The sequence below is a fragment of the Streptomyces sp. NPDC006602 genome (genome assembly GCF_042870385.1).
Lineage (GTDB): Bacteria > Actinomycetota > Actinomycetes > Streptomycetales > Streptomycetaceae > Streptomyces.
In genome coordinates this window covers 310218-333946 of sequence record NZ_JBIAHG010000004.1, presented here as the reverse complement: position 1 = coordinate 333946, position 23729 = coordinate 310218, and the positions used below count along the sequence as shown (strand labels likewise).

Genomic DNA, 23729 nt, shown 5'->3' with positions numbered 1-23729 from the left:
TTACGGACAGGGACGGTCCCGCATGCCAAAGATGTCAGAGCAGCCCCCCGCCAGACGCCGCAGATCCCTGCTCCTGTGCGTGCTCGCCGTACTGATCGCCATGGTGTCGGCGACGACGCCGGCCGCCGCCGCCGACGGCCGCCCGTACACCAACCCGATCAAGTCGACGAAGGGCGCCGACCCCTGGCTCGAGTACTACAACGGCAACTACTACCTGGTCACCACGTCCTTCACCGGTGTGCTGACCATGCGGAAGTCGCCGACGCTGGCCGGGCTCTCCACGGCCGCCAGTGTCCAGATCTGGAGTGACACCACCTCCACCCGCAACACCAACATCTGGGCGCCGGAGATCCACTTCCTCGACGGCCACTGGTACCTGTACTACTCCGCGGGACAGAGTGGTGTCTCCTGCTGCGACTCCCAGCGCACCCACGTCCTGGAGAGCGCGGGCACCGACCCGATGGGCCCGTACACGTACAAGAACCAGCTCTCCGGCTCCAACCTCACCCCCGGCGGCTGGCTCATCGACGCCACCGTCCTGGAGGCGAACAACAACCTGTACCTGGTCGGCAGCGGCTTCATCAACGGCAGCAAGCAGAGCCTGGTCATCGCGCCGATGAGCAACCCGTACACGCTGGCCAGCAACACGTTCACCATCATCTCCAGCCCCACCGCGAGCTGGGAGACCTCGGGCGGCGCGGTCAACGAGGGCCCCGAGCCGCTCTACCACGACGGCCGCACCTTCCTCACCTTCTCCGCGAGCTTCTGTGGCACCCCGGACTACAAGCTGGGCCAGCTGGAGCTCACCGGCAGCGACCCCCTGCTGGCCTCCTCCTGGACGAAGAAGCAGACGCCGGTCTTCCAGCGCAATGACGCGGCGAGTGTCTACGGTCCCGGCCACAACGGCTTCTTCTCCTCACCGGACGGCACCGAGAACTGGATCGTCTACCACGCCAACGACAGCGCGACCGGCGGTTGCGGCAACGGCCGTACGACGCGGGCGCAGAAGTTCACCTGGAACGCGGACGGCACGCCGAACTTCGGCACCCCGGTCGCGCTCGGCACCACGCTGCCCGGCCCCTCGGGCGAGACGGCGGCGACCCCGACCGCGTACACCCTGGTGAACCGCAACAGCGGCAAGTGCCTGGACGTCGAGGGCGGCAACACCGCGGACGGCACCAACATCTTCCAGTGGAGCTGCACCGGCGGCGCCAACCAGAAGTGGCGCGTCGAGGACCTCGGCAACGACACCAGCCGCCTGGTCAACGTCGCGACCGGCAAGGTCGCGGACACCGCGAACTGCGCCACGACCGACGGCACGGATATCGCGCAGTGGTCCTGGCTGAACAACAACTGCCAGAAGTTCCGACTGGTCTACACGGCCACCGGCGACTACGTGCGGATCGTGAACGAGAACAGCGGCAAGGTCGCCGACGTCGCCAACTGCGGCACCACGAACGGGACCGACGTACGGCTGTGGACCTGGCTGAACAACAACTGCCAGCAGTGGCGCCTCGTCCCCACGACCTGACCTCCCCCCTCCCTTCGCATCCCGCATCCCGCATCCCGCATCCGCAATCTGGAGCAACCCCTTGAGACGCAACGCCGTACGGCTGCTCACGGCCGTCCTCTTCGCCCTGGTGGGCTGTCTCGCCGGACCCGGCACCGTCGCCCACGCGGCCGTGCCCGACTCCCCCGCCGTGACCTACACCAACCCGATCGCCGAGAAGCGCGCCGACCCGCACATCTTCAAGCACACCGACGGCTACTACTACTTCACCGCGACCGTCCCCGAGTACGACCGCATCGTGCTGCGCCGGGCGACCACCATCCAGGGCCTGTCGACGGCCCCCGAGACCACGATCTGGACCAAGCACGCCAGCGGCGTGATGGCCAACCACATCTGGGCACCGGAGATCCACTACATCAACGGCAAGTGGTACGTGTACTTCGCCGCCGGCTCCAGCAGTGACCAGTGGGCGATCCGGATGTACGTCCTGGAGGGCACCGGAGCCAACCCGCTCACCGCGACCTGGGCCGAGAAGGGCCAGATCAAGACGACGTGGGAGAGCTTCTCCCTCGACGCCACCACCTTCGTCGTGGGCGGCGTCCGCTACCTCGCCTGGGCCCAGCGCAACCCGGCCGAGAACAACAACACCAGCCTGTTCATCGCCAAGATGGCCGACCCCTGGACGCTCACCGGCACTCCGGCGGAGATCTCCCAGCCGACGCTGTCCTGGGAGACGATCGGTTACAAGGTCAACGAGGGCCCGGCGGTGATCGAGCACGGCGGCAAGGTCTTCATGACCTACTCGGCCAGCGCGACCGATTCCAACTACTGCCTGGGCATGCTCACCGCCTCATCGACGGCCGACCTGACCAACCCGGCGTCCTGGACCAAGGGTTCGCAGCCGGTGTTCAAGACGAGCGAGGCGACCTCGCAGTACGGGCCGGGCCACAACTCCTTCACCGTCTCCGAGGACGGCAAGTCCGACGTCCTCGTCTACCACGACCGCAGCTACAAGGACATCACCGGCGACCCGCTGAACGACCCCAACCGCCGTACCCGCGTCCAGAAGGTGTACTGGAAGGCCGACGGCACCCCCGATTTCGGCATCCCGGTGGCCGACGGGGTCACCCCGCAGCGTTTCTCGTCGTACAACTTCGCGGACCGCTTCATCCGCCACTTCGACTACCGCGGCCGGATCGACGCCAACGTCAGCCCGCTGGCGGACTCGCAGTTCCGCGTGGTCACCGGCCTGACCGGCAGCGGCACCGTGTCGCTGGAGTCGGCCAACTTCCCCGGCTACTACCTGCGGAGCAACGCGAGCTTCGAGGTGTGGCTGCAGAAGAACGACGGCACGGCGCAGTTCGCGTCCGACGCCACCTTCTACAAGCGGGCGGGGCTGTCGGACTCGGCGGGCGTCTCCTACGAGTCGTACGCCTCCGCGGGCCGCTACATCCGTCACTACACCTACCTGCTGTACGTGCAGACGCCCAGCACGGCCACCGACCGGGCGGACGCCACGTTCTACGGCCAGTGACCCGCGCCGCCTCTGCCCCTGAACCGGCCCGAAGCGGGAAGCGGCAGGGGCAGAGGTTGACGTGACGGCACGGGAGGCCGCGGATGCCGGTGCAGGCCGCCGGGCTGTGGGACGTGAGCAACGGGCTGGCAAGGGCTGCGCCAGCTGTCCGAACTCGGTCTCGCGCTGCTGCTCTCCAGCCTGATCGGCTGGGAGCGGGCGGCCCGGCAGAAGAGCGCCGGCCTGCGCACCCACACCCTGGTGGGCATCGCCGGCGCCCTGATGATAGAGGTCTCCCAGCACGGGTTCGGCAATGTCCTCGGGCTGGACAACGTGTCCTTCGACCCGTCCCGGGTGGCGGCCCAGATCGTCTCCGGGATCGCTGACGAGGAGTAGCCGAGCGCTCTGCCCGGCGGCGCGGTGATTGCGTGCGGGGCGGCCGGGCACTCGTGCCGCACCGCACGAGGAGGTCGGGACATGCCGCGTCGGCGAAGAGTGGTGCTGACCGGGTGGTTCAGCTTCCGGGACGGGGAGGCCACCGCCGGGGACGTCCTGGCGCTGCGGCGGGTCGAGGACGTGCTGGAGCGGGCGGAGATCCCGTACGACGTCGTGTGGAGCCCGGGTTTCCGGCCCGGGGCCCTGCATCTGGCCGGGGTCCGGCCCGAGGAGTACTCCCACCTGGTGTTCGTGTGCGGGCCCCTGTACGGGCCGCAGGTCGAGGAGTTGCACCGGCGGTTCGCGCACTGTGTGCGGATCGCCGTCGGGACGTCGGTCGTCGACTCCGGCGCACCGGCCGCCGCCGGCTTCCACCGCGTGCTGGCCCGGGACGCCCCGGAAGCGGAGCCGGTGCGGGACCTGTCGGCACGCGCCCCTGCCGCCCCCGCGCCGCCCGTGGTCGGGGTGGTCCTCACGCACGGGCAGCACGAGTACGGGGCCCTGCGGCGGCACGGGCAGGTCGCGGACGAGGTGACGCGCTGGCTGGCGGGCCGGGACTGCGCCCGGCTGGAGCTGGAGACCCGGCTCGACGCGCACGACTGGCGGCTCGGCGCCACCCCGGCGCAGCTGGAGGCCGTACTCGGCCGGCTGGACCTGGTCGTCACGGACCGGCTGCACGGGCTGGTGCTGGCACTGCGGGCCGGAACCCCGGCACTGGCCGTGGACCCGGTCGAGGGCGGCGCCAAGGTCACCGGGCAGGCCCGTGCCTGCGGCTGGCCCGCGCTGGTGTCCGCCGAACACCTCGACGCCGACCGGCTCGACCACTGGTGGGACTGGTGTCTGAGCTCCGGCCCGGAGGCCGCCCGCCGGATCCGCGCCGAGTTCCTGGCGGGCGCGGAACCCGACGGCGCGGACGCGCTGCCTCAGGCCCTGGAGCGGCTCGCCGCCGGTTAGTTCGCGGGTGGCCGGGCACTCGGAAAGGGACTCTCCGGCCCCGCGAGGAGCGACCGTGACCACAAGCCGACTCCCCGACCACGAGCAGCGCATCCTCGACGAGATGGAACGCGCGCTGCGCCGCGACCGCCGACTCGACCGCAGGATGCGCACGCTGCGGCCGCGCCGGCCGTCCGTTCTCTCGCGGCTGGCCTCCTGCCGGCCGCGCACCTGGATCGTCGCGCTCCTCCTGGCCGTGTCGACCGGGCTCATGGTGACCGGCATCCTCACCTCCGAGCCGGGTGTGATCTGGGCCTTCGCCGCGGTGTGGCCCCTCGCGCTGTTCTCGGTGTTCCGCCTGTTGTGCCGGTGGACCGAGGGCTGAGGCGTTTGTGGCCCAGGGCCACGGGGACCCGGCCGCCCAGGAGGTGATCGTCGTGCCCGAACCAGGAAGCAAGAAGTACGACACCCGGCGGGCCCGGCTGCGCAAGGAGGCGGAACGGTCGGGAGTCTCCGACCAGGATGCCAACGCGGCCGCCAACAAGGCCCTGCAACAGGATCCGGAGTGGCAGAGCTCGGGCCCGCGCACCGAACGCGGACGGGGCCCGAAGGGCGAACGCCCGGAGAACGAGTGACCGGAGAACGAGTGACCGGGCTTGGACCCGGCCGACCTGGTCGGCCGGGTTCAGCCCGTGTAGCGGCGGGCGGTCGAGTTGCGCTGGGCGTGCTCCAGCGTCCGCAGCCGTGACTCGACCGCCGTCGGCAGCACCCGGCGCTCGCGCAGCACCCACGGGAGCGCGGCCGTCGCCTCGGCGAAGGCGCGCAGGGAGGCCCGGTCGCGGGGAACCGTGCGGGCCAGGTGGAGGGTGCGGCGCAGGGCGGGACCGGCCGGGCGGCGCAGCCAGGTGAACCAGAGTGTGTTGCGGATGCCGTGCGTACGCCGGAGCGTGGAGTCCCGTGCGGTGGAAGGCTGGTGGTGGACCGTGAGGTCGTCCGCGTACGTCAGCCACCAGCCGTCCGCCGCCAGATCCGCGGCGAGCAGCTCCTCCTCACCGCCCAGCCACAGCCGTGGATGGAAGCCGCCCGCGGTCCGGAAGGCGTCGGTGCGCAACACGGTGGCCGCGGCCAGGAAGGAGCCCAGCGCCGGACCGGGCAGCCAACCGGGGCCGGGGATGGGCGAGTTGCGGAGTTCCTCGGTGATCGGGTCGTCGGTGCCGTCGGGTTCGACGACGATACGGGCCGTCACGGAGGCGAGCGCGGGGTGCCGGTCGAGGAGGTCGGCGGCGCCGGACAGCGCGCCCGGCGCCCACCACGAGTCGTCGTCGCAGAAGGCCACGTACGGCGTACGGACCTGGCGCACGGCCAGATTGCGGCCGACGGCGCCCAGGTTGCGGCCCGGGCGCAGCAGCCGTACGTCGGGGTGGTGCCGGGCGACGGCGCCGGCGGTGCCGTCCGTGGAGGCGTTGTCGGTGACGATCACGGCGGGTCGCTCGGGAAGCTTGGCGAGTCGGTCGAGGGTGCGCAGGAGTTCGGGGCACCGGTTGTGCGTGATGACGACGACGGTGGTGCGCGGGTCGGTCATGCGGTGACTCCGGGGCTGCCGTCCAGCAGGCGGGCGGCGCGTTCGACGTTCGGGGGCAGGGCCCTGCGGGCGTGCAGTGCGGTGGGCAGGCGCACCAGCGTCTCGCGCAGGGCGCGTCGGGCCTGGCCGTCGTGGCCGGCGTCGGCGGCCAGGTCGCGGGTGCGGGCCAGCGCGTACGGCAGGGGGCGGCGCAGCCAGGCGGTGAGGAGTTCGTTGCGGCGCATGACGGCCCGGCGGTGGACGCGGGGTGCCGGGTCCGGATGGTGGTGGGCTGTCACGTCCGGGCAGTGGCTGACGCCCCAGCCGCGGGCGGCGAGGTCGTAGGCGAGGAGGGTCTCCTCGCCGCCGAAGAACAGCAGCCGGTGGAACCCGCCCGCGTCGAGGTAGGCGCTGCGGCGGACGACGGAGGCGCAGGCGAGGAAGCCGAGGACCTGGGTGCCGGGCAGGTCGGCGGCCGGGCCGAGCGGGGAGTCGGCGAGCACCTCGTTGAGCGGGTCGGGGGCCCCGTCGGGGCCGACGAGAGTGCGGGCGGCGAGCAGTCCGAGCCTCGGGTGCTGGTCGAACAGGCGGGCCGCCCGGCTCAGCGCGCCCGGCGCCCACCAGGAGTCGTCGTCGCTGAACGCCACGTACGGGGTGTCGAGGGCGCGGACGCCGTGCGTGCGGGCGAGGGCGCCGCGGTTGAACGGCAGGGCCAGCACGCGGACGTGGGGGAAGTCGCGCGCGACCATGGTGCGGGTGTCGTCGGTGGAGGCGTTGTCGACGACGAGGACGGGGGGGCGTTCCGGGAGGGCGCCAAGACGGCTGAGGGTCTCGGCGAGGGCGGCCGAGCGGTTTCGGGTGGCGATGACGATGCCGACGGGTGCCTGGGTCATGGTCAAGAAGTGCCTCGTAGCTCGTGCAGGGCGGCGAGTACGTCGTCGGAACGGATGCGCAGCAGCGCCGGGTCGGGCGTGCCGGCGTGCGGGTCGCCCTCCGGGCCGGGGTGCCACAGGGCGCGGTGCCGCGGGTGCGCGGGCGGGCCCCAACGGCTCGGCGGGACCGGGCCGAAGAGGGTGACGGACGGGGTGGCGTGGGCGACCGCGAGATGGGCGATGCCGGTGTCGCCGCTGAGCACGGCGCGGGCGTCGGCGACCAGTGAGGAGAGCCGGTCGAAGGGGAGGCCGCCGCCGAAGACGTCCGTGTCGGGCACGTCGGCGCGCTTGGCGAGGTCGGCCACCAGGTCGCCCTCGTCCGCTCCCCCGGTGACCACGACCCGCTGCCCGCGCTCGCGCAGCGCCCCGGCGACCTCCGCGTAACGCTCCGTGGGCCAGCAGCGGGAGGGTGCGCCCGCGCCCGGGTGCAGGACGACCGCGCCGGGGGCCGGGGACGGCCCGGGTGGCCGCGGCAGCCGCAGGTCGGCTGGGTCGGCGTCGATGCCGTACGACCGCACAAGCCGGCACCAGCGGTCCCGCTCGTGTTCCTCCGGGAACCACCGCGGACCGTCGACCTCGGGCGTCTCGGGGTGCGCGAAGGCCAGCAGCCTCAGCGGGCGCAGCGCCATCAGCAGACGGTGGCTGGGCGGTCCGTTGCCGTGCAGGTCGACCGCGATGTCGGGGGGCGGACCGGTCCAGTCGATACGCCGCGGTACGGCACGCCCGGGGGCCGACGCGGGCAACAGCCGGTCGACGGCACCCGTAACCGCCGCGACGGGCCCGAGCTCGGCAGGCGCGGCCAGCACGAGCTCATACCCGGGAAACCCCCGACGCAGCGCACGCAACGCCGGCACACCGGCGAGAAGATCACCGAGACCCAGGGCACGCAAAACGAGGAGACGGGGGCGCGGGGTGGTCATGGGGCACCTCCGGGCATACGCGACGGAGACTTCGCCTCCCGGCGTCCGGTGGTCATCGGCGCACGCTCGCCGCTCGGGCCATCAGGGTCGTCGAGGAGCGGCCGTCCAGGTAGGGCAGCAGGACCGCCTGGCCGCCCCACTCCTCGAGGAGCGTGGCTTCGGGGAGTTCGGCGCCGGCGTAGTCGCCGCCCTTGACCCAGACCTGCGGGCGGAGTTCGGCGAGGAGGCGTTCGGGGGTGTCCTCGTCGAAGACGGCGACCGCGTCGACGCAGGCCAGCGCGCGCAGGACGCGGACGCGGTCGGCGAGCGGGTTGACCGGGCGGCCCTCGCCCTTGCGCCGCCGTACCGAGGCGTCCGAGTTGACGCAGACGACCAGGCAGTCGCCGAGCCGCCGGGCGGCCTGGAGCAGTCCGACGTGCCCGGCGTGCAGGAGGTCGAAGCAGCCGCCCGCGGCGACGACGGTGCCGTGCGCGGCGCGGACGCGGGCGGCCAGGGCGAGCGGGTCGTCCGGATCGCCGTCGGCGGCCGGGGACTGGACCTCCTCGCACGCCAGCGCGGCCGCACCGCCCGCGCCGACGAAGTCGCTCGCGGCGGCCACCGCGCCCTCGACCGCCTCGCCGACGAGCGCGCCGTCCGCGAGCAGCCCGGCCGCCGTCGCCGCGAACCGGTCGCCCGCGCCGCACGGATCCCCGGCGTGCGCGGTGGGCGCCGGGACGAGCAGCGGGTGCTCCCCGTACGACAGGAGGGCGCCCCGCGCGCCGAGGGTCACCGCGACGGCGGCGACCCGCCAGTGCCGGACGAGTGCGGCGGCACCGCGGGCGGCACCGCGCAGGTCGCCGTCCGGTGCGCCGCTCTCCCCCGACAGCGCGTACGCCTCCTTCTCCGACGGTGAGACCAGCCGGGTGCCCGGCACCGGCGGGCACCCTTGCGGGTGCGGGTCCCAGACGAGGGGCGGGCGTTCGGCGAGGACGTCCCGCAGCGCGTCGGCGGCGCCGCGGCCGTAGTCGGAGACCAGGACCGACGGTGCCCGGCGGATCGCCCGCCGCGCCTGGTCGGTGGCCTCGCGCACCCGGCCGTCGCCCCGGTCCAGGCGGACGACGGGGCGGCCCTGGGCGAGTACGCGGGTCTTCTCGGACAGCGGGCCGGTCAGCGGGAGCGGGATCAGCGTCAGCCACGGTTCGAGCAGGCGACGCAGCTCCCGGCCGGCGGGGTCGTCGCCCAGCCCGGTGACGAGGGTGACGTCGTGGCCGTCGCGGGCGGCGAGGTAGGCGGCGAGGGCCGCGCCGCCCGGCCGCACGCGCTGCCCGCAGTCGGCGACGACCGGCACGGGTGCGTCGGGCGCCAGCCGCTCGGCGTGACCGGTGAGGTCCCGGTCGAGCAGCGCGTCGCCGACCACCAGCAGCGGGGCCCGGCGGCGCCCGCCGCCCGCCGCGCCGGCTCCCGGCGCACCGGCCGTACCGTCGCGTGCCGCGTCCGCCGCGCCCGCTTCCCATCCGCCGGTCATGCCGCACCCCGCTCCACGGCCGCGTCGAACGCCGCGCACACCATGTGCACCGCCACCAGGTGGAGTTCCTGGACCGTCGCGGCGGACGCGGCCGTCACGCACAGGGACTCGTCGCTGCCCGCCATGAGGGGGTTGGGGGCCGGGCCGGTGAGCGCCCACACCCGCAGGCCCGCCGAGCGGGCCGCGTCCGCGGCGGACAGCAGGTTGGCGCTGGCACCGCTGGTGGACAGCAGCACCAGGACGTCGCCGGGACGGCCGTGGGCGCGGACCTGGCGGGCGAACACCTGGTCCACTCCATAGTCGTTGGCGATGGCGGTCGTGCTGGAGGTGTCGGCGTGCAGGGCGATCGCGGAGAACGCGGGCCGGTCGTCGCGGTAGCGGCCGACGAGTTCTGCGGTGAGGTGCTGGGCCTGGGCGGCGCTGCCGCCGTTGCCCGCGGCGAGCAGCCTGCCGCCCCCGGTGAGCACGGCGGCCAGTCGCTCGCCCCAGCGCTCGATGATGTGGGCCGATGCGCGGAACGCGCCCAGCGCGTCCTCGAGTTCGTCGCAGTGCGCGACGGCGGGCGGGTGCAGGGTCATCAGGCCACCTCCTTCGGCAGTGCGTGTCCGACCGCCACCCGGCGGTAGACCTGTTCGACACCGTCGGCGACCCGGTGCCAGGTGTAGTGGGTGAGGACCCGGGCGCGTCCGGCGGTGCCGTAGCGGCGGCGGGTGCCGCCGTCGGCGAGCAGGTCGCGGACGGCGCCGGCGATCGCGCCGGGGTCGCCGGGCGGCACGAGTCGGCCGGTGCCGCCGTCGTCGACCGTGTCCCGGTGGCCGCCGACGTCGGTGGCGACGACGGGGACGGCGCACGCCATCGCCTCCAGCGGCACGATGCCGAACGGCTCGTAGACCGGCGTGCACAGGACGAGGTCCGAGCTGCGCATCAGGGCGGGCATGTCGGCCGGGTCGACGGCGCCGAGCAGCCGCACCCGGTCGGCCCCGCCGGTGCGCTGCGCGAGCCGGCTCAGTCGCTGCGCCTCGGGGTCGGCGTCCAGCAGACCGGGCGCGGGCCCGCCCGCGATCAGGAGTTCGGTGTCCGGGATCCGGGCCAGCGCGCGGATCGCCTCGTCGTAGCCCTTGCGGCGCACCAGCCTGCCGCAGGCGAGCAGTCGGTGCCGCTCCTGACGGGCGGGCGCGGCGGCGGTGTCCACGCCGGGGTGGAAGTGCCCGACGTCCACTCCGCAGGGCACGACGGACGTCTGCCGCGTCGTTACGCCCATGTCCGCGAGTTCGTACACCTCGTCGGTGCAGGTCGCAAGGACGCGCTCGCAGCCGCGGCCGATCTGCCGCTCGATGCCGACCCGTTCGTACGGACTGGTGTCTCGCCTGCCCTGGTGGCGCCGCTTGACGGTGCCCAGGGCGTGGAAGGTCTGCACGACCGGGATGCCGTGCGGGCCCGCACCGATCTGGGCGGCCATGCCCGACATCCAGAAGTGGGCGTGCACCACGTCGGGCCGCTCGCGGGCCCAGGCGCGTGCCAGGTAGGAGCCGAACGCGGGCATGTGGGGGAACAGTTCGTCCTTGGGTACGGCCTCGGGGGGTCCGGCCGGCACGTGCTCGACGACGGCGCCGCCGGGCAGCGGAACCCGGTCGGGCAGGTCGGCGCTGTCGCGGCGGGTGTAGACCGTGACGTCGTGGCCGCGCCGGGCCAGCTCTTCGCTGAGGCGGGCCACGTACACGTTCTGGCCCCCGGCGTCGACACCGCCGAGCGCGGCGAGCGGGCTCGCGTGCTCGGACACCATGGCGATCCTCATCGGGTCACCTCCTTCAGCAGCCGCTCCCAGTCGTCCAGGAAGCGGGACAGCCCGTAACGGGCGAGCGCCGCCGCCCGCGCGCCCTCGCCGATCAGGCGAGCACGCAGGGGATCGGCCACGAAGTCCCGTACGGCATCGGTCAGTACGTCGATTCGGTTGGACACCAGTCCCGCGCCGGGGGGCACCGCCTCGGCGACCTCGGTGGTGGCGAGCGCGACAACGGGCATCCCCAGGTGCATCGCCTCCAGCAGGGACAGTCCGAGGGAGGTCCAGCGGACGGGGTGGACGTAGACGCGCCGCCGCGCCATCTCCGCGTGCAGGTCGGCCTGCACGAGCTCGTGGGAACGGCAGCGGTCGGGCGGCAGGCCGAGATGGCCGGCGAGCCCTTCGGCGCCCATGCCGAAGACGTCCAGCGGGGCGGCGTCGGCGAACGCGGGCAGCAGGTCGGTTCCGGTGGTACGGCCGCGCCGCACCGGCTCGTTGACGACGACGGCCGCGCGGGGCAGCTCGCCGGTCCAGCGGGGTCCGGGGTCGACGATGCCGTGCTCGATGACGGTCGTCGGGGTGGGACCGGCGTCCCACATCAGCCGGTTGAAGTGGGTGACGTGGGCCAGGGTGACGCCGGGGATGTCGGCGGCCGGGTGACGGGTGTCGGGCACGTCCCCGTGCGGGGCGTTGTGCTCCAGGTACACCAGGGGCGGACGGCGGCCCAACCACTGGTCGACGAGGGCGAGTTCGTGCGGCCGTTGCAGCACGACGACGTCGATGCCGGCGTCCCGCAGCCGCTGTGGCGGTACCTCTACGACGGAGTCGGGCCAGTCGAACGTACGGGCGCGGCCGAGGCCGTCCGGCCCGCGGTCCGGGGTGACGGGGACGACGTAGGTGTGCGGGCCCCGGACGAAGGCCGTGGTCCAGGAGCCGTGCACGTGCCAGAGCAGGATCCTCATGTCCGCCCCACCTCCGCGACGAGCTTCTCGACGGCGGCGACCACGTCGTGGGCGGCCACCGTGTCCAGGCACGGATGCCCGGGCACGGGACACTCCCGGGCCCTGCTGTCCGCGCAGGGCGCGTGCTGGTCGCCGAGCAGTACGTAGGGCACGCCGTACGGCCGCCAGCGTTCGGCGGGCACGACCGGCGCGAACAGGGAGACGACAGGGGTGCCGACGGCGGCGGCGAGGTGTGCGGGCGCCGTGTTGCCGGTGACGACGGCGTCGGCGCCGGCCAGCACACCGGCGAGTTCCGCGGCGCCGGTACGGCCGCCGAGGTCGAGCGCGTGCTCGCCGGCGACATGAGCGGTCAGGTCGCGCTCGTCCGGGCCGCCGGTCACCACGACCCGGTGTCCGGCCGCGGCCAGTTCGCGGACCGTCTGCGCGCTGCGGTCGGGACTCCAGGCCCGGGCCGGGACGCTGGCGCCGGGATGCAGCGCGAGGTACGGTCCCGGGCCGGTCAGCGCGGTGGCGCGGGGCGGGGGCAGCACCCGCAGCCGTCCGTCGTCGGTCGCCGGGAACCCCGCGGCCCCGGCGAGGTCGAGCATCGCCTCCGCCTCGTGGACGTGCGGGGCGCGGTGATGCCGTACGTCGAGCAGTGAGCCGGGGTAGTCCTCGCTGTCGGCGGCGATGTGGGCCACGCCGGCCAGCCGCAGCAGCAGGGCGACGGGCAGCGGGGACTGGTGGAACGAGGTCAGCACCAGGGCCGTGTCGGCGTCGATGGTGTCGATGAGCTGCTCGACCTCGCCGCGGCCGACGGGCGGGGGATCGAGGCCCACCCAGGGCGCGTCCCAGACGAGGATGTCGTCCACGCCCGGCAGCAGCCGGGCGGCGGGCGCGCCGCGCGGTCCGCACAGCAGGGTGACCGAGTCGGCCCGGGCGGCGACGGCGCGGACGGCGGGCCCGGCGAGCAGAACGTCGCCGAAGCTGTCGAGGCGGGTGACCAGAGCCTTCACCGCAACCTCCCGCTGGTGTCGTCGGACGTAGGGGGAGCTTGGACGGACGGCCTCCCGCCCGTGTCATCGGACGGACGGGGAGCCTGAACGGACGGCCTCCCACGCGTGTCATCGGACGCACGAGAAACCTCGACGGACGGCCTCCCACCGGTGTCGTAGGCGGCCTCGATGGGCCGTTCGTCGGCCAGGACGCGGCCCGTCGGCGGCCCGTTCAGCACGGCCCGCACGGCGGTCAGGAGGTCGGGAGCCACATGGTCCGCGCCCGCCGTCTCCTGGGGCCGGGTCTCGGGAGTGGGTACGAGGATGCCGTGGGCGCCGGCCCGGCGTGCGGCCTCGACGTCGGCGCCGATGTCGCCGATGACCACGCAGTCGGCGGGCGCGGTGCAGATGCGTCCGGCCGCCCAGAGGATGAGGCCCGGTTCGGGTTTGCGGCAGTGGCAGCCGTCGTCGGGGCCGTGCGGGCAGACGCCCCACACGTCGAAGGGGCCGAGGAGCTCGTCGACGCGGTGGTTGACGTGCCGGACGTCGGCGTCGGTCAGCAGGCCGCGCGCGATGCCCGACTGGTTGGTGACGACGCCGGTGCGGATGCCCTGCCGGCGCAGCAGGCCGAGGGCCTCGCGCGCTCCGGCGACGGGGCGTACGCGGTCGGGGTCGCCGTTGTAGGGAACGTCGTGGACGAGGGTGCCGTCGCGGTCGAACAGCACGGCTCGCACGCGGTTCATGCGGCCACCTCCTGCCAGGCGGGTGCGTCGCGGTGTCGCCATACCCCGCCGAGCCAGTGCCAGGTGGCCGCGGGCGGGATGAGCGCGCTGGTGACGAGCATGGTGGTCACCTCGTACCGGGTGCGCGGTCCGGGGGCGATACGCGCCCAGGCGAACTCGCCAGTGCCGGCGGCCCAGCCCAGCGCGGCGAGGGCGGCGGCCCGGCGGCGTCCGGCGAGGGCGAGGGCGCACGCGGCGGCGCCTGCCGCGGTGATCGCGAGGTGGCTGCGCAGCCGACCCCGCGGGGCGATGGCCTTCTCCCACCAGTCGGTGCCGTGCAGGTGCCGCATCAGGGCGTCGTCGGCGTTGCCGCGCTGGGCGCGCAGGGACACCCAGCGGTCGGCGGGGCGCACGGGGTGGCGGGTGGTGCGGCGGCCCTGCCGGATGCGCCAGCCCGCGTCGAGGACCCGCAGGGCGAGGTCGGCGTCCTCGCGGAAGGCGCGCGGGAAGCGTTCGTCGAAGCCGCCGACCTGCTTCAGGGCATCGGTGCGATAGGCCATGTCGGCGGTGATCCAGCGGGCCCGGGCGAGAGAGGCGGTGCCGCGTTCCCAGTCGGTGGGCCGGCGCTCGCCGGGCAGCGGTACGGCGATCACGCCCTGCACGCCCGCGGTCTCGGGGGTCGTGTCGGCCAGGTCCTGCACGAGTTGCTCGCACCAGTGCGGGCCGACCTGGACGTCGTCGTCGAGGAAGGCCACCCAGGGCGCGGTGATGACGCGCAGGCCGGTGTTGCGGGCGGCGGCGGGCCCGCGCCCGCCGCTCGGGACCACGATCGTGCGCTCGCGCAGGTCGCCCAGCACGCTGAGCGGGTGCTCCCACGGCCCAGGATCGGGCTCGGGCCGGTCGTCGACCAGGACGATCTCGTGCGGCTTCGGGCCGGTGGCGGCGACGAGCGCGGCGAGGCAGTCGGCGAGGGTGTCGCGCACGAGGGTCGGGATCACCACCGCGTAGGCCGTGCTCGTGCCGGTCGGCGCCGTCATGCGAACGCCTCCCCCCGGCGCACGACGTACGGCCCGATGGCGAGCAGGTCGACGGGCGCGGAGCCGAAGCACTCCAGTGCGTCCCGCGGGTCGTCGACCATGGGCCGGCCGGCGGTGTTGAGGCTGGTGTTCACGACCACGGGCAGCCCGGTGCGCCGCTCGAAGGCGTGCAGCATCCGCGCCACCAGCGGTTCCCGCCGCTCCTCGACGGTCTGGATACGGGCCGTGCCGTCGACGTGCACGACGGCCGGAATCCGGTCGCGCCAGTCGCGTGCGACGTCGTGGACGAAGAGCATGTACGGGCTCGGCAGCGGCCCGGTGAACAGTTCGTGGGCGCGCTCGGCCACGACCATGGGCGCGACCGGGCGGAACTCCTCGCGGCCCTTGACGTGGTTGAGCCGTTCCAGGTTCTCGGCCCGGCCCGGGTGGGCGAGCAGGGACCGGTGTCCGAGGGCGCGCGGCCCGTACTCGCTGCGTCCCTGGAACCAGGCGACGATCCCGTCCCGGGCGAGTTCCTCGGCGACGGCCTCGGCGACGTCGTCGGGCCGTTCGTACGGTACGGCGGCCTCGTCGAGCCGGGCGCGCAGTTCCTCGTCGCTCCAGCCGCGGCCCAGGTCGGCGCCGGGCATGGGCTGCGGGGGTTCGTCCTGCGCGGCCACATGGAGGGCGCCGCCGAGGGCGGTTCCGGCGTCTCCGGCGGCGGGCTGCACCCACACGTGCCGGTACGGGCCACGGGCGGCGATCTTGGAGTTGGCGACGCAGTTCAGGGCGACGCCGCCGGCGAGAGTGAGCGCCTCGCCGCCGGCCTCCCGGTGCAGCCAGTGGACCAGTTCGAGGAGGACCTCCTCGAGCACGGCCTGGGCGCCGGCGGCGAGGTCGGCGTGGTCCTGGGTCCAGCCCTCGCCCTTGGCTCGCGGCGGGGCGAGGGCGGCCCAGTCGACGCCCTGGGTGCGGAACCCGCCGTCGCCGGTGGCGTGCACGTACTGCCGCAGCTGGGGCAGGAAGCGCGGCTTGCCGTAGGAGGCGAGGGCCATCACCTTGTACTCGTCGCTGCTGCGCAGGAAGCCGAGGTGCTCGGTGAGCTCCTCGTAGAGCAGGCCCAGGGAGTGCGGCAGCGCCTGTGCGGCGAGGGTGTCGAGCTTGCCCTCGCGGTAGCGGCCGGCCAGGTGGGACGCGGCCTCGCCGCGGCCGTCGAGGACGAGGACGGCGCTGTCGGGGTGCGGGGAGGCGGGTCCGGCGGAGGCGGCGTGCGCGACGTGGTGCGGGACGAAGACCACACGGTCCGGGTCCAGGCCGGGCAGGGACTCGGCGAGGAACTCGGGGGCGCGGCGGGCGTACTCCAGCCGCAGCGGGTCCCAGGGGTCGTCCAGGCCCAGGTCCCGGGCGGGCCGGGACAGCTTCGGGTCGAAGGAGTAGGTCACCGCGTCGAGCTCCTCGGGGCGTATGCCCGCCTGTTCCAGACACCAGCGGGCGGAGAGCTCGGGCAGCTCCCACGCGGAGAACGGCACCGGGCGCTTGCCGTGCTTGCGGCGGCTGAAGCGCTCTTCCTCGGCGGCCGCGACCGTGTGGCCGTCGACGACCAGAGCGGCGGCCGGATCGTGGAACAAGGCGTTGATACCAAGGATGCGCATGTGGGGGGTGCTCCGTCCCGGGCGGCGTGTGGGGATTTCCGGCGTCCGAGTGCCTTACCGCAGCTGTCTCAAACAGTTGAAGACGACTTGCCACGAAAAACGCCGACTTTTCACTGTTTGCGGTGCTAAGGCCACCGCTCTCTCGCGGCTGGGGCCTGCTTCAGAAACGCACGGCCGCTCAGGCGGCTATGGCGGCTCAGCCGGCTACGGAGGCGCGGCGGCCACGGCGGCGGCTCGGCGGCTCGGCGGCTCGGCGGCTACAGCGACTCAGGCCGCTACGGAATGCGAGAACCAGCCGATCGTGCGCTCGAGCCCCTCGCTCCAGCCGACCCTCGGCTGCCAGCCGAGCAGTTCCCGGGCCAGCCGGGTGTCGGGGCGGCGCCGGGCGGGGTCGTCGGCGGGGCGTTCGACGAACCGGATCCGGGAGGAGGAACCGGTGAGTTCGATGATCCGGCGGGCGAGCTCCAGCATGGTGATCTCCTCGCCGCCGCCGATGTTCACGGGGCCGTCGGCGCCGGAGGCGGCCAGGGCGAGGACGCCGTCGACCGTGTCGTCGACGTAGCACAGTGAGCGGGTCTGCCCGCCGTCGCCCGCGACGGTGAGGGGCGCGCCGTCCAGGGCCTGCGACACGAAGGCGGGGACGGCACGGCCGTCGCCGGTGCGCATGCGCGGGCCGTAGGTGTTGAAGATGCGGACGATGGCGGCGTCCGTGCCGTGCACCTTGCGGTGCGCGGTGACCAGGGCCTCGGCGAAGCGCTTGGACTCGTCGTACACGCTGCGCGGGCCGATCGGGTTGACGTTGCCCCAGTAGTCCTCGTGCTGCGGGTGCTCCAGCGGGTCGCCGTACACCTCGGAGGTGGAGGCGAGCACGAAACGCGCGCCGTCGGCCCGGGCCCGCTCCAGGGCGTTGCGGGTGCCGGTGCTGCCGACGTCGAGGGTCTCCAGCGGCAGCCGCAGGTAGTCGACGGGCGAGGCCGGGCAGGCGAAGTGCAGCACCAGGTCGAAGCGGCCGGGCAGGCCGCGCAGGGCCACGGGATCGGTGGCGTCGGCGCGCACGAAGCGGAAGCCGCGGCGCTGCTCCAGGTCGGCGACGTTGACGCGGGAGCCGGTGGCCAGGTTGTCCAGGCACACGACGTCGGTGCCCTCGGCGACCAGTCGCGCGCACAGATGGGATCCCACGAATCCGGCTCCGCCGGTGACCAGGGCCCGGCGCCAGGCGTGTCCGCTCATGGGGCTCTCCTCACTCTCGCCTTCACGTGCGTGTCGGCGAGTAACCCGGCGGCGGGTTTCACATGCGCGGACCGGGCATCCGTCACTGCCCGTGTCCGGGTCGGAGCACCGTGGGCCGGACCTCGCGTCCGGCCTGCTCGGCGGCGCACGAGACGCCGCGCGCACTTCTGGGAAGGGTGACCTCACGCCCGCACGTGCGACGTGACCGAGCCGTATACGAACACCCTGCTCAACGCGCCGCATCCCTACGATCGTCCCGTGGTCAACTTCCTGCTCGAACGCACCGCGCCGCTCCCCCTCGACGAGGCATGGCGCCGCCTCACGGACTGGCCCCGGCACGGCGACGCGGTTCCGCTCACCCGGATCACCGTCACCCCGTCCGGGCCGACCCGCGAGGGCACTGTCGTCCTGGCCCGCTCGGGAATCGGCCCGCTCTCGTTCGACGACCCGATGGAAGTCACCCTCTGGCGTCCCCCGACGGACAACGCGCCCGGCCTGTGCCGCCTCGACAAACGCGGCCGTTTCATCACCGGCTGGGCCGAACTCGAGGTCCACCCCGGCCCCGGCGGCCGCACCCGCGTCCTGTGGCGCGAGGAACTGCGCGTACGCCTCCTCCCCCGCCTCTTCGACCCCCTCCTGGGCGCCGCGGCACGCTACGTCTTCGGCCGAGCGGTGAACGGGCTCCTGAGACGCCGGTGACCATGGTCGAACGCGCGCACCGGCAGGGCCACCACGCGTCCGCCCGGCCTGCCGTACGCGGCGGCGCCGTTCAGGCCACCGATCCGATCCGCCCCGCCGGCACCGACGTCACGTCGTGATGGATCGGCGTGTGCGCGCCGGTCAGTGAGACCCCGCTGCCACCCCGCCGCTCGGCGACGATCTCGGCGGCGATCGACAGGGCCGTCTCCTCAGGTGTACGCGCCCCGAGGTCCAGCCCGATCGGCGACCTGAGCCGCGCCAACTCCAGCTCGGTGACGCCGACTTGGCGCAGCCGCTCGTTGCGGTCCAGGTGGGTGCGCCGGGAGCCCATCGCGCCGACATACGCCACCGGCAGCCGCAGCGCGAGCTTCAGCAGGGGTACGTCGAACTTGGCGTCGTGGGTCAGGACGCACAGCACGGTGCGGGCGTCGACGTCCGTGCGCTCCAGGTACCTGTGCGGCCACTCGACGACGATCTCGTCGGCCTCGGGGAAGCGGGCGCGCGTGGCGAACACCGGGCGGGCGTCGCACACGGTCACGTGGTAGCCGAGGAACTTGCCGACGCGCACCAGCGCCGACGCGAAGTCGATCGCGCCGAAGACGATCATCCGGGGCGGCGGGACCGACGACTCCACCAGCACCGTGAGCGGCGCCCCGCAGCGGGAGCCGTGCTCCCCGATCTCCAGCGTGCCCGTACGCCCGGCGTCCAGGAACGCGCCGGCCTCCGCGGCGACCGTGCGGTCCAGCTCGGGATGGGCGCCGAAGCCGCCGTCGTACGACCCCTCGGGACGGACCAGCATCGCCCGCCCGACCAGCTCGGCGGGACCGGACACGATCCGGGCCAGCGCGGCCGCCCGCCCGCGCGCGGCGACGTCGAGCGCGGCCGTCACCACCGGACGGACCCGGTCGCCCGCCCGTACCGGCGTGACGAGGATGTCGATGACGCCGCCGCAGGTCAGCCCGACGGCGAAGGCGTCGTCGTCGCTGTACCCGAAGCGCTCGAGCACCGATTGGCCGTCCCGCAGCGCCTGTTGGCACAGTTCGTAGACCGCGCCCTCCACACAGCCGCCGGAGACCGAGCCGATCGCCGTGCCGTCGGCGTCCACCGCTAGGGCGGCGCCGGGCCGGCGGGGCGCGCTGCCGCCGACGGCCACGACGGTGGCCACGGCGAAGTCACGTCCCTGCTCGACCCACCGGTTCAGCTCCTCGGCGACGTCCAGCATGTCTCGGTCTCCTTTCAACTACGGTCCGTGCGGAGGGCGTTCGTCCGGGCGGCTAGTGCACGCCCAGCCAGCTCTCGATCGGGTCGAGGGCGAAGTACAGCAGGAAGATCACCGTCAGGCCCCACATGAAGGCGCCGATCTCCCGGGGCTTGCCCTGGGCGGTCTTGATGGCCACGTACGAGATGACACCGGCCGCGACGCCGGCCGTGATGGAGTACGTGAACGGCATGATGACGACGGTCAGGAAGACCGGGATCGCGGTGGCGCGGTCGGCCCAGTCGACGTGCCGGGCGTTCGTCATCATCATGGCGCCGATCACGACGAGGGCCGCGGCGGCGACCTCGCCGGGCACGATGGCCGTCAGCGGGGTGAAGAACAGACAGGCCGCGAAGAACAGCCCCGTGACCACCGACGACAGGCCCGTACGGGCCCCCTCGCCGACGCCGGTCGCCGACTCGACGAACACCGTCTGGCCCGACGCGCCCGCCACGCCGCCGATCGCACCGCCCGCGCCGTCGATGAACAGCGCCTTGGACAGGCCCGGCATCCGGCCCTGCTCGTCGGCGAGCTTCGCCTCGGTGCCGACGCCGATGATGGTGGCCATCGCGTCGAAGAACCCGGCCAGCACGAGGGTGAACACGATCATGCCGACGGTCATCGCGCCGGCCTCGCCCCAGCCGCCGAACTCGACATCGCCGAAGATCGAGAAGTCCGGCATGGAGACCGCGCCGCCGTGCAGTTCGGGGGCGCCGCTCGCCCACTGCCCGGGGTCGATGACGTCAGTTGCGTTGAGCAGCACGGCGAGTACGGTGCCGCCGACGATGCCGAGCAGGATCGCGCCGGGGACGCCGCGCGCCTGGAGCATGAAGATCGCGAGGAGGGTGACGGCGAAGAGCAACACCGGCCAGCCGGCCAGTTCGCCGGCCGGACCGAGGGAGACCGGGGTCGCCTTGCCCTGGTGCACGAAACCGGCCTTGTAGAAGCCGATGAGGGCGACGAACAGGCCGATGCCCATGGTGATCGCGTGTTTGAGCGCGAGCGGGATCGCGTTCATGATCATCTCGCGCAGGCCGGTGACGACGAGCAGCATGATGACCACGCCGTAGATCACGCACATGCCCATCGCCTGCGGCCAGGTCATCCGGGGGGCGACCTGGGACGCGAGGACTCCGGAGACGGAGAGGCCGGCGGCGAGGGCGAGGGGCACCTTGCCGACGAAACCCATCAGGAGCGTGCTGAGGGCCGCCGCGAACGCGGTCGCGGTGATCAGCGCCTGCTGGCCGAGCGTGTTCCCCGCCGCGTCCTTGCCGGACAGGATCAGCGGGTTGAGCAGGAGGATGTACGCCATCGCCATGAAGGTGGTGGTGCCGCCGCGCACTTCACGCGCGAGAGAGGATCCGCGCCGGGATATGTGGAAGTACCGGTCGAGCCAGGACCGTCCGGCCGCGACGCGGGTGCCTTCTCCCGCGTCTTCGGCGACGGTCTTCGGCTCCAGTGACTGCTGGGTCATGTGGGCCTGCTCCCAAGGTTCATAGGGACACCCGCGGGTTGCCTTCGGTGACGCGCGGGTTTTGGGGAGGTGCACGACCCGGGGGACGGCCCGAGACGAACGTGGGTACTGCACTGCAACCGGCGCCGGAGCGGCCGTGGGTCCAGCAGGTGCCCGGCGTCGGGGTGCCGCTGCGCCCACCCGTGCCGCCTGGGGGTCCCCCCAGGCCCTTGAGGCACTGGGGGAGGCACGACTGCCCGCAGCGGCGGCGGACGTTATGCGGTTCCCGTCAGGTGTTCGGGACGTACCGGCGTCCTGTTCAGCTCCAGCCCCGTCGCGTTCCGGATGGCCGCCAGGACCGCCGGAGTCGACGACAGGGTGGGGGCCTCACCGACGCCGCGCAGCCCATAGGGGGCGTGGTCGTCGGCGAGTTCGAGCACGTCGACCGGGATGGTCGGCGTGTCGAGGATGGTGGGGATCAGGTAGTCCGTGAAGGAGGGGTTCTGGACCTTCGCGGTCTTCGGGTCGACGATGATCTCCTCCATGACCGCCACGCCGAGCCCCTGGGTCGTACCGCCCTGGATCTGGCCGATGACGGACAGCGGGTTCAGCGCCTTGCCGACGTCCTGGGCGCAGGCCAGTTCGATGACCTTGACCAGGCCGAGCTCGGTGTCGACCTCGACGACCGCGCGGTGCGCGGCGAAGGTGTACTGGACATGGCCGAAGCCCTGGCCCGTACGCAGGTCGAAGGCCTCCGTCGGACGGTGCCGCCACTCGGCCTCGACCTCGACGGACTCGTCGTCGAGTACGTCGATCAGGTCGGCGAGGACCTCGCCGCCGTCGGTGACGACCTTGCCGCCCTCGAGCAGCAGCTCCGCCGTCGCCCAAGCGGGATGGTATGAACCGAACTTGCGGCGGCCGATCTCCAGGACCTTCTCGCGGACGAGCTCGCAGGAGTTCCTGACGGCGCCACCGGTGACATACGTCTGACGCGACGCCGACGTCGAACCGGCGCTGCCCACCTGCGTGTCGGCCGGCTTGATCGTCACCTGGGTGACGCCCAGCTCGGTGCGGGCGATCTGCGCGTGGACGGTGACGCCGCCCTGGCCGACCTCGGCCATCGCGGTGTGCACGGTGGCCACCGGCTCCCCGGCGACGACCTCCATCCGGACGCGAGCGGTGGAGTAGTCGTCGAAGCCCTCGGAGAAGCCGACGTTCTTGATGCCGACCGCGTAGCCGACGCCGCGCACGACGCCCTCGCCGTGCGTGGTGTTGGACAGGCCGCCCGGCAGCTGGCGTACGTCCGCGGCCTCGCCGGCCGCGAGCCACTGCTGCTCCGGCGGCATCGGCATCGCCTTGACGCGGCGCAGGAGTTCGGCGACCGGCGCGGGAGAGTCGACGGTCTGCCCCGTCGGCATGAGGCTCCCCTGCTCCATCGCGTTGAGCTGACGGAACTCCACCGGGTCCATGCCCAGCTTCTTCGCCAGCTTGTCCATCTGCGCCTCGTAGGCGAAGCACGCCTGTACCGCGCCGAAGCCGCGCATGGCGCCGCAGGGCGGGTTGTTGGTGTAGAGGGCGATGGCCTCGATGTCGACGTTGTCGATGACGTAGGGGCCCGCGCCGAGCGAGGCGGCGTTGCCGACGACGGCCGGGGAGGCGGAGGCGTACGCGCCACCGTCGAGCACGATCCGGGCCTTCAGGTGGGTGAGCCTGCCGTCCTTGGTCGCTCCGTGCTCGTAGTGGAGCTTCGCCGGGTGACGGTGCACGTGCCCGAAGAACGACTCGAAGCGGTTGTAGACGATCTTGACGGGCTTGCCCGTGCGCAGGGCCAGCAGGCAGGCGTGGATCTGCATCGACAGGTCCTCGCGGCCGCCGAAGGCGCCGCCGACGCCGGACAGCGTCATACGGACCTTGTCCTCGGGCAGGCCCAGGACCGGGGCGATCTGGCGCAGGTCGGAGTGCAGCCACTGGGTGGCGATGTAGAGGTCGACGCCGCCGTCCTCGGCGGGGACGGCCAGACCGGACTCCGGGCCGAGGAAGGCCTGGTCCTGCATGCCGAAGGTGTACTCGCCCCTGACGACGAAGTCGGCCTTCTTGGCGGCCTCTTCGACGTCACCGCGGATGATCGGCTGGCGGTGCAGGATGTTCGGGTGCGGGACGTGGCCGATGTGGTGGTCGTCGCGGTTCTCGTGGATCAGGATCGCGTCCGGCGCGGTCGCGGAGGCCTCGTCGGTGATGACGGGCAGGTCCCGGTACTCGACCTTGATCTTGGCGGCGGCGCGGCGCGCGGTCTCCGGGTGGTCGGCGGCGACGATGGCGACCGGCTCGCCGTGGTGACGGACCTTGCCGTGGGCGAGGACGGGGGTGTCCTGGATCTCCAGGCCGTAGTTCTTCACGTCGGTGGGCAGGTCGTCGTACGTCATGACGGCGTAGACGCCGGGCAGGGCGAGTGCCTCGCCGGTGTCGATCGACACGATCTCGGCGTGCGCGACCGTGGAGCGCAGGATCTGGCCCCACAGCATGTCCTCGTGCCACATGTCGGACGAGTACGCGAACTCGCCGGTGACCTTGAGGATGCCGTCCGGGCGCAGTGTGGACTCGCCGATGCCGCCCTTGGTCTTCGATCCCTGGGTGACCTTGGTGGGGGTCCCGATGGGGGCGCCGTTGCTGGGCAT

21 protein-coding genes and 1 pseudogene are annotated in these 23729 nt (G+C 73.3%); 7 read left to right on the top strand and 15 right to left on the bottom strand.

What is annotated here, in order from left to right; translation table 11 throughout:
- Positions 1-22: 22 nt before the first annotated feature.
- The 6 genes and pseudogenes from ACFYO2_RS13785 to ACFYO2_RS13760 all read left to right on the top strand — a co-directional run bounded on the left by ACFYO2_RS13785 (position 23) and on the right by ACFYO2_RS13760 (position 5026).
- A complete protein-coding gene (locus ACFYO2_RS13785) occupies positions 23-1531 on the top strand; it encodes a family 43 glycosylhydrolase (protein ID WP_388348119.1) in 1509 nt (502 codons plus the stop codon).
- Positions 1532-1592: 61 nt separating this feature from the next.
- On the top strand, positions 1593-3044 hold the full coding sequence (locus ACFYO2_RS13780) for a family 43 glycosylhydrolase (RefSeq protein WP_388348117.1): 1452 nt from the start codon (positions 1593-1595) through the stop codon (positions 3042-3044).
- Positions 3045-3127: 83 nt separating this feature from the next.
- Positions 3128-3404: pseudogene (locus ACFYO2_RS13775) on the top strand (MgtC/SapB family protein); the annotation flags it as partial.
- A 96-nt stretch (positions 3405-3500) separates the two neighbouring features.
- On the top strand, positions 3501-4412 hold the full coding sequence (locus tag ACFYO2_RS13770; protein ID WP_388348116.1) for a polysaccharide pyruvyl transferase family protein: 912 nt from the start codon (positions 3501-3503) through the stop codon (positions 4410-4412).
- A 55-nt stretch (positions 4413-4467) separates the two neighbouring features.
- A complete protein-coding gene (locus tag ACFYO2_RS13765; RefSeq protein ID WP_388348114.1) occupies positions 4468-4776 on the top strand; it encodes a DUF3040 domain-containing protein in 309 nt (102 codons plus the stop codon).
- A gap of 52 nt (positions 4777-4828) precedes the next feature.
- Positions 4829-5026 carry a hypothetical protein gene (locus tag ACFYO2_RS13760; protein ID WP_388348112.1) on the top strand — a complete coding sequence of 66 codons (198 nt, stop codon included), beginning with the start codon at positions 4829-4831 and terminating at the stop codon, positions 5024-5026.
- A gap of 50 nt (positions 5027-5076) precedes the next feature.
- Here the strand turns inward: ACFYO2_RS13760 and ACFYO2_RS13755 are convergent, their stop codons facing one another.
- From ACFYO2_RS13755 to ACFYO2_RS13700, 12 genes are all read right to left on the bottom strand, one after another.
- A complete protein-coding gene (locus tag ACFYO2_RS13755) occupies positions 5077-5973 on the bottom strand; it encodes a glycosyltransferase family 2 protein (protein WP_388348110.1) in 897 nt (298 codons plus the stop codon).
- Positions 5970-6845, bottom strand: coding sequence for a glycosyltransferase family 2 protein (locus tag ACFYO2_RS13750; RefSeq protein WP_388348108.1), 876 nt, complete (start codon positions 6843-6845; stop codon positions 5970-5972). Before ACFYO2_RS13750 ends, ACFYO2_RS13755 begins: the two co-directional genes overlap by 4 nt.
- Positions 6846-6847: 2 nt before the next feature.
- The gene (locus ACFYO2_RS13745; RefSeq protein WP_388348106.1) at positions 6848-7804 is read right to left on the bottom strand and encodes a glycosyltransferase family 9 protein; all 957 of its coding nucleotides are present in this window, start codon (positions 7802-7804) and stop codon (positions 6848-6850) included.
- A gap of 52 nt (positions 7805-7856) precedes the next feature.
- Complete coding sequence (gene rfaE2 / locus ACFYO2_RS13740; RefSeq protein WP_388348104.1) at positions 7857-9308, bottom strand: D-glycero-beta-D-manno-heptose 1-phosphate adenylyltransferase; 1452 nt, start codon at positions 9306-9308, stop codon at positions 7857-7859.
- Positions 9305-9886, bottom strand: a complete 582-nt coding sequence (locus ACFYO2_RS13735) for an SIS domain-containing protein (RefSeq protein ID WP_388348103.1) — start codon at positions 9884-9886, stop codon at positions 9305-9307. The genes rfaE2 and ACFYO2_RS13735 overlap by 4 nt, the downstream gene beginning before the upstream one ends.
- Positions 9886-11103, bottom strand: coding sequence for a glycosyltransferase (locus tag ACFYO2_RS13730; RefSeq protein WP_388348102.1), 1218 nt, complete (start codon positions 11101-11103; stop codon positions 9886-9888). The genes ACFYO2_RS13735 and ACFYO2_RS13730 overlap by 1 nt, the downstream gene beginning before the upstream one ends.
- Positions 11100-12050: a glycosyltransferase gene (locus ACFYO2_RS13725; protein WP_388348101.1), complete on the bottom strand. Its 951-nt coding sequence runs from the start codon at positions 12048-12050 to the stop codon at positions 11100-11102. Before ACFYO2_RS13725 ends, ACFYO2_RS13730 begins: the two co-directional genes overlap by 4 nt.
- The gene (locus tag ACFYO2_RS13720) at positions 12047-13045 is read right to left on the bottom strand and encodes a glycosyltransferase family 9 protein (RefSeq protein WP_388348100.1); all 999 of its coding nucleotides are present in this window, start codon (positions 13043-13045) and stop codon (positions 12047-12049) included. Before ACFYO2_RS13720 ends, ACFYO2_RS13725 begins: the two co-directional genes overlap by 4 nt.
- Positions 13042-13767 carry a D-glycero-alpha-D-manno-heptose-1,7-bisphosphate 7-phosphatase gene (locus ACFYO2_RS13715; RefSeq protein WP_388348099.1) on the bottom strand — a complete coding sequence of 242 codons (726 nt, stop codon included), beginning with the start codon at positions 13765-13767 and terminating at the stop codon, positions 13042-13044. Before ACFYO2_RS13715 ends, ACFYO2_RS13720 begins: the two co-directional genes overlap by 4 nt.
- Positions 13764-14783: a glycosyltransferase family 2 protein gene (locus ACFYO2_RS13710; protein WP_388348097.1), complete on the bottom strand. Its 1020-nt coding sequence runs from the start codon at positions 14781-14783 to the stop codon at positions 13764-13766. The genes ACFYO2_RS13715 and ACFYO2_RS13710 overlap by 4 nt, the downstream gene beginning before the upstream one ends.
- Positions 14780-16414 carry a carbamoyltransferase gene (locus ACFYO2_RS13705; protein ID WP_388348095.1) on the bottom strand — a complete coding sequence of 545 codons (1635 nt, stop codon included), beginning with the start codon at positions 16412-16414 and terminating at the stop codon, positions 14780-14782. Before ACFYO2_RS13705 ends, ACFYO2_RS13710 begins: the two co-directional genes overlap by 4 nt.
- Positions 16415-16681: 267 nt before the next feature.
- On the bottom strand, positions 16682-17644 hold the full coding sequence (locus tag ACFYO2_RS13700; RefSeq protein ID WP_388348093.1) for a UDP-glucuronic acid decarboxylase family protein: 963 nt from the start codon (positions 17642-17644) through the stop codon (positions 16682-16684).
- A gap of 258 nt (positions 17645-17902) precedes the next feature.
- Here ACFYO2_RS13700 and ACFYO2_RS13695 point away from each other — a divergent pair, with 258 nt between their 5' ends.
- Positions 17903-18343 (top strand): SRPBCC family protein, encoded by a 441-nt coding sequence (locus ACFYO2_RS13695; protein WP_388348608.1) that lies wholly within the window; start codon positions 17903-17905, stop codon positions 18341-18343.
- A 70-nt stretch (positions 18344-18413) separates the two neighbouring features.
- On the opposite strand, the gene ACFYO2_RS13690 is transcribed toward ACFYO2_RS13695, so the two are convergent.
- From ACFYO2_RS13690 to ACFYO2_RS13680, 3 genes are all read right to left on the bottom strand, one after another.
- Positions 18414-19565, bottom strand: coding sequence for an XdhC family protein (locus ACFYO2_RS13690; RefSeq protein ID WP_388348091.1), 1152 nt, complete (start codon positions 19563-19565; stop codon positions 18414-18416).
- Between the two features lie 52 nt (positions 19566-19617).
- Positions 19618-21075, bottom strand: coding sequence for an NCS2 family permease (locus ACFYO2_RS13685; RefSeq protein ID WP_388348090.1), 1458 nt, complete (start codon positions 21073-21075; stop codon positions 19618-19620).
- A gap of 254 nt (positions 21076-21329) precedes the next feature.
- Positions 21330-23729 (bottom strand): xanthine dehydrogenase family protein molybdopterin-binding subunit, encoded by a 2400-nt coding sequence (locus ACFYO2_RS13680; RefSeq protein ID WP_388348088.1) that lies wholly within the window; start codon positions 23727-23729, stop codon positions 21330-21332.

Excerpts from the sequence above, each read along its gene's own strand:
- ACFYO2_RS13785 (WP_388348119.1), top strand. The coding sequence starts at position 23 with ATGCCAAAGATGTCAGAGCAGCCCCCCGCCAGACGCCGCAGATCCCTG.
- ACFYO2_RS13770 (WP_388348116.1), top strand. The coding sequence starts at position 3,501 with ATGCCGCGTCGGCGAAGAGTGGTGCTGACCGGGTGGTTCAGCTTCCGG.
- ACFYO2_RS13755 (WP_388348110.1), bottom strand. The coding sequence starts at position 5,973 with ATGACCGACCCGCGCACCACCGTCGTCGTCATCACGCACAACCGGTGC.
- ACFYO2_RS13750 (WP_388348108.1), bottom strand. The coding sequence starts at position 6,845 with ATGACCCAGGCACCCGTCGGCATCGTCATCGCCACCCGAAACCGCTCG.
- ACFYO2_RS13745 (WP_388348106.1), bottom strand. The coding sequence starts at position 7,804 with ATGACCACCCCGCGCCCCCGTCTCCTCGTTTTGCGTGCCCTGGGTCTC.
- rfaE2 (WP_388348104.1), bottom strand. The coding sequence starts at position 9,308 with ATGACCGGCGGATGGGAAGCGGGCGCGGCGGACGCGGCACGCGACGGT.
- ACFYO2_RS13735 (WP_388348103.1), bottom strand. The coding sequence starts at position 9,886 with ATGACCCTGCACCCGCCCGCCGTCGCGCACTGCGACGAACTCGAGGAC.
- ACFYO2_RS13730 (WP_388348102.1), bottom strand. The coding sequence starts at position 11,103 with ATGAGGATCGCCATGGTGTCCGAGCACGCGAGCCCGCTCGCCGCGCTC.
- ACFYO2_RS13725 (WP_388348101.1), bottom strand. The coding sequence starts at position 12,050 with ATGAGGATCCTGCTCTGGCACGTGCACGGCTCCTGGACCACGGCCTTC.
- ACFYO2_RS13715 (WP_388348099.1), bottom strand. The coding sequence starts at position 13,767 with ATGAACCGCGTGCGAGCCGTGCTGTTCGACCGCGACGGCACCCTCGTC.
- ACFYO2_RS13710 (WP_388348097.1), bottom strand. The coding sequence starts at position 14,783 with ATGACGGCGCCGACCGGCACGAGCACGGCCTACGCGGTGGTGATCCCG.
- ACFYO2_RS13705 (WP_388348095.1), bottom strand. The coding sequence starts at position 16,414 with ATGCGCATCCTTGGTATCAACGCCTTGTTCCACGATCCGGCCGCCGCT.
- ACFYO2_RS13700 (WP_388348093.1), bottom strand. The coding sequence starts at position 17,644 with ATGAGCGGACACGCCTGGCGCCGGGCCCTGGTCACCGGCGGAGCCGGA.
- ACFYO2_RS13690 (WP_388348091.1), bottom strand. The coding sequence starts at position 19,565 with ATGCTGGACGTCGCCGAGGAGCTGAACCGGTGGGTCGAGCAGGGACGT.
- ACFYO2_RS13685 (WP_388348090.1), bottom strand. The coding sequence starts at position 21,075 with ATGACCCAGCAGTCACTGGAGCCGAAGACCGTCGCCGAAGACGCGGGA.
- ACFYO2_RS13680 (WP_388348088.1), bottom strand. The coding sequence starts at position 23,729 with ATGCCCAGCAACGGCGCCCCCATCGGGACCCCCACCAAGGTCACCCAG.